Raw genomic sequence first — 13,774 nt, forward strand, 5'->3', positions numbered from 1 at the left:
GACAAATGACTAATGACAAATTAAAAATGACAAAGGACAAATGACAAATGACAACAGTTAAAACATACCTTCCTTCTCAAGCAACCCTTGAGCGTGAGTGGTACATAGTAGATGCCACCGATAAACGTCTCGGTCGCCTCGCCAGCGAAATCGCCCAGGTATTGAGAGGCAAAAAGAAACCTGAATATACACCTCATTTAGATACAGGTGACTTCGTAATCGTCATCAATGCCGAAAAAGTAGCAGTCACAGGCAAAAAGCGCACTCAAAAGCTTTACCGCCGCCATTCTGGTCGCCCTGGTGGGATGAAAACCGAAACTTTCGCTAAACTGCAAGACCGCATACCAGAGCGAATTTTAGAACAAGCTGTTAAAGGTATGCTACCTAAAAATAGCCTCGGTAAGCAGTTGTTCACCAAGCTGAAAGTTTACGCTGGGCCTACGCATCCTCATGATGCTCAAAAACCTAAAGAACTAAAAGTTAATACAATTCCTGGAGAAGAAAATTAATGGTAGTAGCAGATGCTAATAGCGGTCGCGCCGTATACTGGGGTACTGGTCGTCGTAAGAACGCAGTAGCACGGGTACGCTTGGTTCCAGGCACCGGTCAACTGACTGTGAACGGTAAAGATGGAAACTTGTATTTCCAATTTAACCCCAACTACCTGGGAGTGATCAAAGCACCCCTGGAAACTCTGGGACTAGAAAACGAATATGACATTTTGGTAAAAGCAGAAGGCGGCGGCTTGACCGGACAGGCTGATTCTGTTCGTTTGGGAGTTGCTCGTGCTTTGTGCCAACTCGACCCAGACAACCGCCCACCTTTGAAAACCGAAGGTTATTTGACTCGCGATCCGAGAGCAAAAGAACGGAAGAAATATGGTTTACATAAAGCTCGGAAAGCGCCTCAGTACTCTAAGCGTTAGGGAATTGGGAATTGGGAATTGGGCATTGGGTATTGGGCATTGGTTTTTCCCACTCTCTTATCTTCGCCTGCTCCCTCATCCTCCCACTCTCTACTCCTTAGCTCCAATTGAAACCTGAAAGTTATAATTGATATAGATTCATCACAAAAAGAACAATGGCTAAAGCTGATATTCACCCCAAGTGGTATCCAGATGCTAAAGTTTACTGCAACGGTCAAGTCGTTATGACCATTGGCTCTACAAAGCCAGAATTGCACGTAGATGTTTGGTCTGGAAATCACCCATTTTACACTGGCACTCAGAAGATTATTGATACTGAGGGTCGAGTTGAGCGTTTCCTCCGCAAGTACGGCATGAGCAGTACTCAAACATCTGGCGACGAACAAACCAAAAAGTAGCGGGTTGGCTCTGCTGTTAACGACGGCCCTGCATCAGCTGGGTCGATTTTCATTTATATGCTCGAGCCAATTTGTTATTTTTTAAGGAGCGATCGCACTCGTCATGGCTGAATCATACTTACTGGACAAACTAAAATCCGTTGAACAAACCTTTAATGAGTTAACACGTCGTCTTGGCGACCCTGATACCGCTAGCAATCCTGATGAGTATCAAGAAATTGCTAAGTCTCGTTCTTCTTTAGAAGAGGTAGTTAATACTTATGAAACTTGGAAAGCAGCCCAAGAAGACTTGACCGGAGCGCGTCAAGTTTACAAAGAATCTGCGAGCGATCCAGAGTTGCAAGAAATGGCATCGCTGGAAGTAAAGGAACTTGAAGAAAAAATAGAATATTTAGAGTCACGCTTGAAAGTCTTACTGCTACCACGCGACCCCAATGATGAAAAGAATATCATGTTGGAAATTCGCGCTGGTACTGGTGGCGATGAAGCAAGTATTTGGGCTGGTGATTTGATGCAGATGTACACCCGCTATGCCCAGACTCAAGGTTGGAAAGTTTCTCTAGTGAGCGAATCTAAAGGAGAAATGGGTGGCTGGAAAGAAGTCATTCTAGAAATTAAAGGTAATGACGTTTATAGCCAGTTAAAATTTGAAGCTGGAGTACATCGCGTGCAGCGCGTGCCGGCAACTGAATCTGGGGGACGGGTTCATACTTCCACTGCTACCGTGGCAATTATGCCAGAGGTGGATGATGTGGAAATTCACATTGACCCGAAAGATATTGAAATGACCACAGCCCGTTCTGGCGGTGCTGGTGGACAAAACGTCAACAAGGTGGAAACAGCTGTTGACTTGATGCACAAACCGACAGGGATTCGGATTTTCTGTACAGAAGAACGCAGCCAGTTGCAAAACAAAGAACGGGCGATGCAAATTCTGCGGGCGAAGTTGTATGACATCAAGTTAGGCGAACAACAAGCAGAAGTAACTTCCATGCGGCGATCGCAAGTTGGTACTGGATCGCGATCGGAAAAAATTCGCACCTATAATTATAAAGATAACCGGGCTACCGATCACCGCTTAGGTCAGAATTATTCTCTTAACCCTGTTTTGGATGGTGATTTAGAGACGCTTATCCAATCTTGTATATCTCTAGACCAACAAGAACGTCTCGCGGAGTTAGCGACTTCCGCCGCTAACTAATTTTTGCTGTTAATGCTCCTGTAAAACCACTTGTTGTAATGTTGCTTTTAACACATATAGGTGGTTTTCTAATATCGTGTGCAGCGTATCTTCCATTTCACTGGGATAATGGTAGTAGGAAAATTCATACTTCATAACGTAATTTAGCTTCGCCCATTCCTTCAGGGTTTGGCAGGTATAAATTAGCTTTTCTGCTTCTTCTTGCCAACGTGCAAAAATCCGGTAGCTAAAAAAGCTGCTGCATATATTGCCTTTTACATCCCAGTAGGAAATACACATTTGATGCTTCAGACGGTGGATTTTTTTGATTTCCTTAACATCATGACCTTTGGCTTTCAGAGCTTCTTTTACCTCAATATCTGAAATGTGCCACTGTTCTGGTTTAATTTTATTAGTAGCTATAAGGTTTTTACCTTTGCGGCGATATTGATTAGTCTTGCGTGGCTTGCCAAACATGATGCACCCTTTATATTGTCGGCATTACTACCGATAACGTGATTGAAGTTTTTATATCAATATTGCAAGTTTCATTGCGGTCTTACAATAATCATTTTAAATTATCATTAACAATGAAGCTTGTCAAGCTAAAAGTAAGATTTTAGGTTTTCCTCACTAAACTTGTAAATACAGTTGGCTAGCTATATAAGTAGTGAACATCGAAAGCAGAGAAAAACTGATTGAAATCATCAAGCTAGCTCGTGGTTCAATGAGCCAGCGAGCGTTTGGCAAGCTTTTGGGAGTTTCTGCTACTGCTGTTCAGTTGTGGGAAAAGGGTGTGAATGTTCCAGATACTGAATATTTAGCAAAAATCTCAGCGAGAGCGGGTTACACACTCCAGGAGTTACTTAGCTGTCTGGATGGTAAGCCAATTGCAGAAACTTCAGATTTGAGTCTGATTCTGAGACAAATCCAACATATGCCTTTGGCACAAGTGGCTCAAATTGTGCAAGCTGCGGCAGATAGATTGGCGGCTGTGGCTGAAGCGTCTGGGGATGAAGCAAAAGCAAGTTGAATAATTCGTAATTTGTAATTCGTAGTGACGCTTGCTGTCAAAATTCAATATGGATCAACCTTTTTTGTACGATCGAGACTTCTATGGCTGGACACAGCAGCAGGCTAAAGCGTTAGAGCAGAGGCTAGTTATGGAACTAGACTGGCAACACCTGCAAGAGGAAATTCAAGCTTTGGGGAGACAGGAGTATCGGGAACTTGTGAGCCGTCTGAGTGTATTACTCGGTTATCTCTTGAAGTGGGAGTATCAACCCGAACAACGCTCTCGCAGTTTGTTTTTAACAATTCGAGAACAGCGCCGCGCCATTCATAGGCATCTGCGGCAGAACCCTAGCTTAAAGTCTCGAATCGAAGAAGCCTTGTTAGATGGCTTTGAAGCGGGAGTCGATTTGGCACTACGAGAAACTAACTTACCATTACGAACTTTTCCAGAGCATTGCCCTTATTTATTTGATGATGCGATCGCAGACAATTTTCTGTGCGATACTCGTCAAGACTGGGAAGGATAATTACTGCAATTTTTCTTACGATCATTTGTTATTTGGAGACACGTTATATTTGTCAATAAATAATAGAAACTAGTTTTTCAAAATCTTGGTAATCGCAGCTTTGCTCTTTTTTAACATTTTGAACATATATATTGTAATACAGCTTATTTTCTTTAAATTTGAAGAAATATCCTACTATGGGTAACTGCTCACCTTTAAGCCTGAAAACTATTCTGTTAAGTTTATATTTTCCATATTGATTAACAAGATAAATAAAGCTATCAAAACTTCCATTTACAGCTTTTTCAAATTCCAGTAGATTTTTATCTAATTTATTAGAACTTTGCAAGATTAAAGGTAGTATGTCTTCAAGACTATTGAGCTTATTTCTCGTAAACACTGCGTCTTTTTTTATATAAGCAATAATTTGATGATAGTTGTATAAAATACCAATTTCTGAACAAGATTTTTTTAGGTATCTTTCAATCTGCTTCTCATGATTACGCAAATTTTCTTCTTCTCGCTTTATTTATACAATCATTAAAGGAGGTGAATATGGTTTAAAATATTCATTTTGTACAGTTTTATATAATTCTATATCATGATAATCAGATTCAACTTTAATATCAATTTTGCTTGGAAATAATCCACTTTCATTTACTAAAAAATAGATAAACAATTGTCTAACTTTTTCTTCTGGTCGTCCATCTAGAACTATTTCCCTGGCTTTAATTAAACACTTTGTATATTCTGCATAGTTTCTCTTATATATATTCAGTTTTATAGATATTTCTTCACTTAAGCTAGTCATAAATAGTTAGGTTGATTTATAAACTGGTTTTAGGGATGCAATATTATTGCATCCCTTATTATTTTCCATGCAACTTAAAATTGCTTTTTGTCTATTTTTCTCCAAAAAAGCTTAATATTTTAGTAACTAATTCTGCCCAATACTGTCCTGCTTTAATCTCTAAAAATGTATTTAGGCTTTGCTCAGTTTCAAGTTCGTGCTTCAATGTCTGACATACATTATCTACATATTTTTCACCTTGAGGCCTTTCCCTACCTTTTTCATTAATTAAAGCTATCCAGAAATCAGAATCTTCGCTTTGAGGTGATAATTTTTCTATAGCTTCATCTTGGATTTCTACACCTACTTCAGTTATAAAATTGTCATAAAATGAGTTAAATTGTACAACTAATTCAGGGATAAATGTTTTTAAAGATTCATTTGCAGATGTAAGCTCATTAAGGATGTTTTCTAATTCCTGTTTTGCTTCTTTAGTAAACTTCTTTAACATTTCATCTTCATTTATTCCCTCAGCAATAACTCTCATATCGTAATATATGTCTATATTTCTTGGCTCATAGTAACCGAAGTTTCTGTGGATAGCATGTTTAGTATTCCATGCCCGATAAACGGTACGATAGTATTCAACATATTTATCAATAAAATCTTTATAAACAAAACTAGGTACTCTTTTATTCAAATATCTTAAATCTTTTATCTTCTGAATGGCATTTTCAATTGCCTTAATTTCTGATATTGTTAGAGCATCACCATTTTTGATTCTCGTAAAACTTTCTTTAATATCCTTGATCTCTTCTAATAAAATATTTTTTCTACGTTCTACTACACCTGCTATAGCTTCAATAAATTCATTTTTATCTGCCTGTATATCTTCTTCGCTGTATATATCATCACGATAGTACCTCAAAGCATCATAGAATAAAATATTTTCTAGGAAGAAATCTAAGTTCAACTTCTGGAAGGTATCTTGAATTTCATCTGTTTTGATTTGAATTCCTCTATCATAATCTCCATCACATTCATTCACTTTTTCAGGTTCATCTTTGTGAGGTAATACCAAAGTTACGAATCTATGATGAAAATCTTTGGATTTAGATGTAAGGTGATAACCTATTAATTTACTGATATTAGCTTCAGGAGCAGCAGCGAAGGGAGTTACAAAGAGACAGATAGTATCCTGATTTTCAATATATTTCTGTAAGTCTTTACGAATAGGATTTTCATCAAGTCCTTTGGTATCAATGACTGAATCGAACTCAGACAAGTTTGAACCAGATAAAACATCATGGCTCACATAAAGATATATTTTTCTCGGAATAGCAAATTCCTGGAACTCAGCAGTATTAATAGCAGCAAAGGTATTTTTTATCCATTGTTGCTCATTTTTTTGATTATCAAATTCAACCCTATTCCTAGTTCTATATTCCAGGCTTGAATTATTCAAGGTAAGCTTTTGAAATTTATTCAAAGCAATTTTTTTTAATTCATCTAACCTCAACTTATCAAGTTCTTCTCTAGGCTGTAGTTTTTTTGATTCATCTAATACAAGTTTATCAAATTCTTCCTTCGCTGGATCAATGGTTTCACTTTTCTTTTTCTTGTCAACATAAATTGTTTTATAACGTAACTTCATTCCTATAATATTCCTAATAGCTCTCTCAATTTCTTTAGAAATAATTACTCTCTGATCTGGCTGAGGATTATCTTTATTCGCAATATATTCGCAGAATTCAATAATAAGATTTTCCATTTCATCAACTGTATAAGGCTCTATCTCTATGTAAGTTTTTTCAGATGCTTTGATAATTACTTCACATATAGTAGTTCTGCCCGCCCCCGTTGATAGTAGCTCTTTAGTTTCGGTTACATCTTCAGTTTTACTACCACTAGTCTTGGAAACCTTCAAATCAGTTATTAAGTTAAAAAGATGGCAAATAGCTGTCGTTTTTCCTTGACCAATAGTACCTATAAAAGCAATTTTATATTTTTCTATACTAAGAATTTTCTCTATTTCATCTAATCGCTCTAACTTGGATTTCAGGTTATTGATGCAAATATGATTAGGTATATTAATTTCCGAATGTCCTAAAATTTTATTTATTTCCTTCCTCAAATCTTGTTTCAAGGATGCAATTTCTTCTTGCCACGTTATCGTCAACATACTGTTTACCCTGTTTTGATGCTTACTTACTTGATATTTACAGTATGCCCATTATGTTTAAATATCTAACAACAGCCTCACAACACTACCAAACCCTTCTCTGGTAAGCTTTTAGCCATTTGGTTATGAGCAAGGCGAGATCGCTAATTTTGCCTGAGTTAGAGGTTCTGGTAGAAATACATAACAGCTACACAAGCTAAGTCTCCCTGCACGGACTCCAGGAAGTTGAAACCCACGGAGGTGGGTTTTGTCTGTATAGCTGCGATTTCTAATCGCCAGAACTAGGGTAATTTTATTGGCGCTTAAGGAATAAATGGTTTTAAAATGGTGCAATCTTAAAATATTAAGGGGTGCAGCTATGTCACTACGCAATGAGCCTTTAGATTGGCAACTTGAAACGAATAATCCTTATATACCAGTTTATCATCAAGGTAATTTGGTGGGATTTTTTAAACCAGAATATGCCAGTGAAATTATTAAAGTTTTAAATGAAGAAGAAGTTTTAAAAAAAGCGCTAAAAATGGCTTGTACTGATTTAATTAAAAAAATCGGCGGCGATACCAGAAAAGTCAATTATTTAATGGAAAAATATATAAAAACTAGTGAACGTCCCAAGTATGGAACTAGAGCGATCGCAGTTTTACTTAGTGATAGGCAAAAAGAGCTTGATTTGAGTAACCAGGAGTTTGCAAAATTCTGCGACACCTTTAAATTATCTCCCACTGAACTGAATAATATTTATGCCGGAGAAGCATTTGATGATAGTTTATTAGCACCCCTTTCACGTATATTAGGGATAGCAAAAGAGCAATTACTGAAAGTGCGAGATGGTTGTGAATAACAAAGTAACACCTGAACAGCAAATCAAAATCTTCAAATGATATAAAGTTGTGAAAACAGACATCATCTTTTATCGGCTGTTTCAAGAATTTCCTGATATCTTCTTTGAACTTATTGGTAATCCTCCAGAAGAAGCTAGCCTTTATCAATTTTCATCAGTTGAAATCAAACAAACAGCCTTCAGAATAGATGGTGTATTTCTGCCTACACAAGGAAGTGAGAACCCGATTTACTTTGTTGAAGTGCAATTTCAAGCTGATGGAGAAATTTATTCACGGCTAATTGCATAAATATGTTTATACCTCCGTCAGAATCAACCATTAAATGACTGGGGTGCTGTGGTTCTATACCCAAACAGAAATGTAGATACAGGAGATATCAAACATTACCGTGAGTTTTTCACAAGTGGGCGCGTCAGGCGCATTTATTTGGATGAATTAGGTGAAGGTGCATCGCTTCCAATTGGCATTGCAACTGCTAAATTAGTAATTGCAACCGACGATATAGCGATCGCACAAGCAAGGGAGTTGATAGACAGAACCAAGTCAGAGATAAGCTCACAACCAAAACAGCAGCAATTATTACAATTTATAGAGACTATTTTGGCTTACAAGTTTCCCACAATGAGTAGGGAGGAGATGGAGGAAATGTTTGGCTTAAGCGAGTTAAAGCAAACCAGATTTTATCAGGAAGCCTTTCAGGAAGGTGTTGAACAAGGTAAGGTTCAAGGCATTGAAGAAGGTAAGGTTCAAGGCATTGAGCAAGGTAAACTCAAAGCAGTACCAGCAATGTTAGCAGCCGGGTTGACTGTAGAACAAGTAGCACAGGCGCTAGATTTGAGTGTCGAAGAAGTCAGACAAGTAACACAAAGCCAGCCTTAATATAGATGTGGTAAATTTTATCCGTGGCTCAAGCCAAATTTGGTTTGCGGCTTCCAAACTCGATCGCGACGAATTTATAGTTAATTTTTGTTAATATTAGAGGCGGTGTTAGTACTTCGTCCTCAACCACCCACTCCCTACCTGAGAGAAACTTAATGCTGCGACTAGAACATATAAGTAAAATTTATCCCACAGGCGAAGTTCTCAAAGATATCAACTGGGAAGTTAAACCAGGCGATCGCATTGGCTTAGTCGGTGTCAACGGTGCTGGAAAATCAACCCAACTCAAAATCATCTCTGGGGAAATGGAACCCACCGCCGGCGAAATCATTCGTCCTAATAGCTTACATATAGCCTACCTTAACCAAGAGTTTGAAGTAGACCCCACCCGCACCGTAAGAGAAGAATTTTGGACTGTCTTCAAAGAAGCCAACGAAGTACAGTTATCTCTGGCGCACATACCACAAGAGATGGAAACGGCTAGCCCAGAGGAACTGGATCGACTGATTGATAAGTTGGATCGCTTGCAGCGTAAATTTGAAGCCTTGGATGGCTACAACTTAGACGCACGCATCGGGAAAATTCTACCAGAGATGGGGTTTGGGCTAGAAGATGGCGATCGCCTCGTCAGTGCCTTCAGTGGTGGTTGGCAAATGCGGATGAGTTTAGGTAAAATTCTGCTGCAAAAACCCGACTTGTTGCTACTGGATGAACCGACTAACCACCTAGATTTAGAAACCATTGAGTGGTTGGAAAATTACCTCAGAGGGCTAATTACGCCGATGGTAATAGTCTCCCATGACCGGGAGTTCCTTGACCGCCTCTGCACCCAAATTGTGGAAACTGAACGTGGCGTTTCTGCTAGCTACCTTGGTAACTACTCGGCATATTTGGAACAAAAAGCCGAAAGTCAATCAGCACAACTGAGTGCTTACGAACGCCAGCAGAAAGAATTAGAGAAACAGCAAACCTTTGTTGATAGATTTCGCGCCAGTGCTACCCGCAGTACCCAGGCGAAAAGCCGGGAAAAGCAACTCGACAAAATCGAGCGCATTGAAGCACCCGTTGGTGGTATGAGAACTCTCCACTTCCGTTTTCCCCCTGCGCCCCGCAGTGGACGCGAAGTAGTGGAAATTAAAGATTTAACTCATCTTTATGGTGAGAAAATCCTATTTTTATCAGCAAATCTGCTAATTGAAAGAGGCGATCGCATTGCTTTTCTTGGCCCCAATGGTGCTGGAAAATCTACCCTGCTGCGCGTAATTATGGGCATGGAACCACCCACAGAAGGTAGCGTTCAATTAGGCGATCATAACGTTATTCCCGGTTACTTTGAGCAAAATCAAGCTGAAGCTTTGGATTTGAAGAAAACTGTCATGGAAACCATTCATGATGAAGTTCCAGACTGGGATAATCAAGAAGTCCGCACGCTTTTGGGACGCTTCTTATTCACTGGCGATACTGTATTTAAAGCAGTTGGCGCATTAAGTGGAGGAGAAAAAGCTCGTTTGGCATTGGCAAAAATGCTCTTACGTCCCGCGAACTTACTAATTCTAGATGAGCCGACAAACCACCTAGATATTCCAGCGAAGGAAATGCTGGAAGAAGCGCTCAAAAATTATGACGGTACAGCAATTGTAGTTTCCCACGATCGCTACTTTATTTCTCAAGTAGCTAACAAAATCGTCGAAATTCGTGATGGTGAATTCCGGGTTTACTTAGGAGACTATCATTACTATCTCCAGAAAATTGCCGAAGAAAAAGAACAAGCAAAGTTAGCTGCTATAGAAGGCCAAAAAGCGGCTAAGAAAGCTGCAAAAGCTTCCACCAAAAGGAAATAAAGGAGTGGATAACACGTTAGTAGTAGTCTTAAAACGCTACTACTAAGTAATCACTCGTTATTAGCCTTCAAAAAAATCACAGAAAAACTACTAAAAGTTAAAAAGTATTTCAAAAAACTGCAAGTCCTTCGTAAAAGAAGTTAATAAGCAAAAATTCACTTGCGGCGTGGATTAGCAGTGGTATCATTCGGGTATTACAAAAAGTAAAGGGCAATTTTACTATGACCAAAGCACCTGTTGCTCCTGTGGTGCTAGTCATTTTAGACGGATGGGGCTACTGCGACCAAACGCGAGGAAACGCCATTATTGCTGCTAAAACTCCCATCGTGGACAGTTTATGGGCAGCTTACCCGCATACCCTCATCCACACATCAGGAAAAGCCGTAGGGTTGCCAGAAGGTCAAATGGGCAACTCGGAAGTAGGTCATTTGAACATTGGTGCTGGGCGAGTTGTACCGCAAGAACTGGTACGCATCTCTGATGCGGTCGAAGACGGTTCTATTGCTTTAAACCCAGCACTTGTCAAAATTTGCCAGGAAGTTCGTTCTCGGAATAGCAAGCTGCATCTAGTAGGCCTTTGTTCTGAGGGAGGGGTACATTCTCATATCACCCATCTATTCGGACTACTTGACTTAGCCAAAAACCAGCGAATTCCAGAAGTTTGTATTCATGCCATCACCGATGGTCGTGACACCGCCCCAACTGACGGTGTAAGAGCAATCACATTGCTGCAAGATTATATAGACCGCGCGGGAATTGGACGCATAGTCACCCTCAGCGGTCGCTACTACGCGATGGATCGCGATCACCGCTGGGATCGGGTCAAACGAGCTTACGACGTGATGACCCAAGATGGTGCAGCTGATAATCGCACTGCTGTGGAAATCTTGCAAGCATCTTACGCCGAAGGGGTAAAAGATGAATTTGTCAACCCAATCCGAATTGCACCCGGCGCAATAGAACCAGGGGATGGGGTGATATTTTTCAACTTCCGCCCCGATCGCTCCAGGCAACTGACTCAAGCTTTGGTCAGTCCCACGTTTAATGGTTTTGAAAGACAGCAAATCACACCGCTGTCTTTTGTCACGTTTACACAGTATGATTCAGACCTACCCGTAGCTGTCGCCTTTGAGCCGCAGAATCTCAGTAACATTCTGGGAGAAGTCATAGCCAATCATAGTTTGAATCAGTTCCGCACCGCCGAAACAGAAAAATACGCCCACGTCACCTATTTCTTTAATGGGGGTCTGGAGGAACCTTTTGTCGGAGAAGATCGGGAACTGGTAAGCAGCCCGATGGTAGCGACTTACGATCATGCCCCAGCGATGTCAGCAGCAGCAGTTACAGATGTAGCGATCGCTGCGATTAAAAAGGGTACGTATTCTCTAATTGTGATTAACTATGCTAACCCAGACATGGTAGGGCATACTGGTCAAATCGACGCTACCATTACAGCAATTGAAACAGTCGATCGCTGTTTGGGTCGCTTGTTAGAAAGCGTTATCAAAGCCGGTGGTACAACAATTATTACTGCCGACCACGGCAACGCTGAGTATATGCTAGATGAAGGGGGTAATCCCTGGACGGCTCATACCACTAATCCAGTCCCCTTTATCTTGGTGGAAGGAGAGAAAGTCAAAATCCCTGGATATGGTACAAATGTCGAACTGCGAAACGATGGCAAGCTATCCGACATTGCCCCCACAATTCTAGAGATTTTACAGCTGCCTCAGCCACCAGAAATGACCGGGCGATCGCTGCTGAAAACAGCAGAATATGAGCTGCAACGCACTCGCACCCCCGTACAAGTGGGGCTGTAAAAAAGTCCTGAGTCCTGAGTTAGGAGTTCACTAAAAACTCCTAACTCATGAATTCTGAATTCTGTTTTTTGAAACTTTTTATAAATGAGATTCCTACCATGACAATTAGTAATATCGTGCAAGGCATTTGGGCATTTTCTGCCACTGGTTTGATTATCTTAGTTTTACTGCATAGCCCTAAAGGTGATGGCGTTGGCGCTATTGGCGGACAAGCCCAGCTATTTAGCAGCACCAAGAGTGCAGAAAACACCTTAAACCGAATTACTTGGGCATTGACAGTAATTTTCCTCGGTTTAACAGTAGTTTTAAGTGCTGGTTGGCTGCCTAAATAAGGATAGGTAAATGGGGAAAATAACCCAACACCCGATACTTAATACCCTAATAAATTTAATTTCACGACGGTTAATTACAGCTCTTGCCTTATTTTCTGGCACAGGGCTGTTGATCGTTTTTACTAATATCCAGTCGAGTAATGGATTTACAATAATACCAGAATATGTATATTCAGATTTAATAATATCTCTCCCCACTTCCCCAAAACCTCATCCCTTACCGCCCACATTGGCGCAGTGGCAAGATAACACTAACAGTGGTGACTACTTTTCCCAAGTCACAACAACTCAGGTGGGTTATTTAGTCTGGTCGCAATTTCCCATTCGAGTTTATGTAGAACCACCAAAAGCCATCAGCGAAAAACAATCTCAAGCATGGGTTAACGCTGTTTTGCAGGGTGTACAGGAGTGGAGTACTTATTTACCTTTAACAATAGTCGAACAGCCAGAAATTGCTGATATTACGATCGCGCGAAAAGCGCCACCTCTACAAATTTCCCCTGGTAGTAATATACCCCGTGCGCGATCGGCACAAACTACTTACGAGTTATACACCAGCAACAAAGTTTTATCCCACCGCTTCACCATCTTGTTAAGTCCCAGCCAAACAGGTGAGTATCTCATTGCAGCAGCCCGCCACGAATTTGGCCATGCGTTGGGAATTTGGGGTCATAGTCCGCTACAAACTGATGCCCTATATTTTTCTCAAGTTCGTAACCCGCCGTCTATTTCTCCCAGAGATGTAAATACTCTAAAGCGGGTTTATGAACAGCCAACTACTTTGGGATGGTCTTTAGTGAATAATTCAGCGACTTAATTTTATGCAGGACTTACGCAACTGGCACAAGCAATGGTGCGCTTCGCGCACCCAGCGCCCAAAAACTACACAAGAGACATAGATTATTGTTAGTAATTCGAGTAAAGCCAATCAAACAGATTCTCGCTAATTAAATACGTATGTACTACTGTCTAGTGATCGCACTGTGCCAGTTGCGTAAGTCCTGTTATGGTGTTGCTGAGTTAAAATATGAATATGTTTTATTTTATGTAAAAATCAAGATTTAA

15 protein-coding genes and 1 pseudogene are annotated in these 13,774 nt (G+C 40.3%); 12 read left to right on the plus strand and 4 right to left on the minus strand.

Annotation, left to right across the window (positions count from 1 at the left end; genetic code table 11):
• Positions 1–47: 47 nt before the first annotated feature.
• From rplM to prfA, 4 genes are all read left to right on the plus strand, one after another.
• Positions 48–509 carry a 50S ribosomal protein L13 gene (gene rplM, locus V7K44_RS00595; RefSeq protein WP_114081992.1) on the plus strand — a complete coding sequence of 154 codons (462 nt, stop codon included), beginning with the start codon at positions 48–50 and terminating at the stop codon, positions 507–509.
• On the plus strand, positions 509–925 hold the full coding sequence (gene rpsI, locus V7K44_RS00600; protein ID WP_012410698.1) for a 30S ribosomal protein S9: 417 nt from the start codon (positions 509–511) through the stop codon (positions 923–925). The genes rplM and rpsI overlap by 1 nt, the downstream gene beginning before the upstream one ends.
• Before the next feature lie 155 nt (positions 926–1,080).
• Positions 1,081–1,323: a 50S ribosomal protein L31 gene (gene rpmE, locus V7K44_RS00605; protein WP_012410697.1), complete on the plus strand. Its 243-nt coding sequence runs from the start codon at positions 1,081–1,083 to the stop codon at positions 1,321–1,323.
• Positions 1,324–1,426: 103 nt separating this feature from the next.
• Positions 1,427–2,524: a peptide chain release factor 1 gene (gene prfA / locus V7K44_RS00610; protein WP_334927637.1), complete on the plus strand. Its 1,098-nt coding sequence runs from the start codon at positions 1,427–1,429 to the stop codon at positions 2,522–2,524.
• Positions 2,525–2,533: 9 nt separating this feature from the next.
• Here the strand turns inward: prfA and V7K44_RS00615 are convergent, their stop codons facing one another.
• The gene (locus V7K44_RS00615; RefSeq protein ID WP_334927639.1) at positions 2,534–2,980 is read right to left on the minus strand and encodes a hypothetical protein; all 447 of its coding nucleotides are present in this window, start codon (positions 2,978–2,980) and stop codon (positions 2,534–2,536) included.
• Positions 2,981–3,173: 193 nt separating this feature from the next.
• Here V7K44_RS00615 and V7K44_RS00620 point away from each other — a divergent pair, with 193 nt between their 5' ends.
• A complete protein-coding gene (locus V7K44_RS00620) occupies positions 3,174–3,536 on the plus strand; it encodes a helix-turn-helix domain-containing protein (RefSeq protein WP_334927641.1) in 363 nt (120 codons plus the stop codon).
• A gap of 49 nt (positions 3,537–3,585) precedes the next feature.
• Positions 3,586–4,044: a DUF29 domain-containing protein gene (locus tag V7K44_RS00625; protein WP_334927643.1), complete on the plus strand. Its 459-nt coding sequence runs from the start codon at positions 3,586–3,588 to the stop codon at positions 4,042–4,044.
• Between the two features lie 52 nt (positions 4,045–4,096).
• Here V7K44_RS00625 and V7K44_RS00630 read toward each other — a convergent pair whose 3' ends face one another.
• The 3 genes from V7K44_RS00630 to V7K44_RS00640 form a co-directional block, all read right to left on the minus strand.
• Positions 4,097–4,531, minus strand: a complete 435-nt coding sequence (locus V7K44_RS00630) for a hypothetical protein (RefSeq protein ID WP_334927645.1) — start codon at positions 4,529–4,531, stop codon at positions 4,097–4,099.
• Positions 4,532–4,552: 21 nt separating this feature from the next.
• The gene (locus V7K44_RS00635) at positions 4,553–4,834 is read right to left on the minus strand and encodes a hypothetical protein (RefSeq protein ID WP_334927647.1); all 282 of its coding nucleotides are present in this window, start codon (positions 4,832–4,834) and stop codon (positions 4,553–4,555) included.
• A 91-nt stretch (positions 4,835–4,925) separates the two neighbouring features.
• Positions 4,926–6,995 carry a hypothetical protein gene (locus tag V7K44_RS00640; RefSeq protein ID WP_334927649.1) on the minus strand — a complete coding sequence of 690 codons (2,070 nt, stop codon included), beginning with the start codon at positions 6,993–6,995 and terminating at the stop codon, positions 4,926–4,928.
• A gap of 358 nt (positions 6,996–7,353) precedes the next feature.
• Between V7K44_RS00640 and V7K44_RS00645 the strand changes: the two genes are divergently transcribed.
• The 6 genes and pseudogenes from V7K44_RS00645 (at position 7,354) to V7K44_RS00670 (ending at position 13,526) form a co-directional block, all read left to right on the plus strand.
• Positions 7,354–7,836 (plus strand): hypothetical protein, encoded by a 483-nt coding sequence (locus tag V7K44_RS00645; RefSeq protein ID WP_334927761.1) that lies wholly within the window; start codon positions 7,354–7,356, stop codon positions 7,834–7,836.
• 49 nt (positions 7,837–7,885) lie between these two features.
• Positions 7,886–8,716: pseudogene (locus tag V7K44_RS00650) on the plus strand (Rpn family recombination-promoting nuclease/putative transposase).
• Between the two features lie 155 nt (positions 8,717–8,871).
• Positions 8,872–10,557: an ABC-F family ATP-binding cassette domain-containing protein gene (locus tag V7K44_RS00655; RefSeq protein WP_334927651.1), complete on the plus strand. Its 1,686-nt coding sequence runs from the start codon at positions 8,872–8,874 to the stop codon at positions 10,555–10,557.
• Positions 10,558–10,778: 221 nt separating this feature from the next.
• The gene (gene gpmI / locus V7K44_RS00660; protein WP_334927653.1) at positions 10,779–12,377 is read left to right on the plus strand and encodes a 2,3-bisphosphoglycerate-independent phosphoglycerate mutase; all 1,599 of its coding nucleotides are present in this window, start codon (positions 10,779–10,781) and stop codon (positions 12,375–12,377) included.
• Positions 12,378–12,475: 98 nt separating this feature from the next.
• Positions 12,476–12,709 carry a preprotein translocase subunit SecG gene (gene secG / locus V7K44_RS00665; RefSeq protein ID WP_179066611.1) on the plus strand — a complete coding sequence of 78 codons (234 nt, stop codon included), beginning with the start codon at positions 12,476–12,478 and terminating at the stop codon, positions 12,707–12,709.
• Between the two features lie 10 nt (positions 12,710–12,719).
• On the plus strand, positions 12,720–13,526 hold the full coding sequence (locus V7K44_RS00670; RefSeq protein WP_334927656.1) for a peptidase: 807 nt from the start codon (positions 12,720–12,722) through the stop codon (positions 13,524–13,526).
• Positions 13,527–13,774: the final 248 nt, after the last annotated feature.

Origin of the sequence: Nostoc sp. (assembly GCF_036917235.1) — a bacterium.
Classification (GTDB): Bacteria; Cyanobacteriota; Cyanobacteriia; order Cyanobacteriales; family Nostocaceae; genus Nostoc.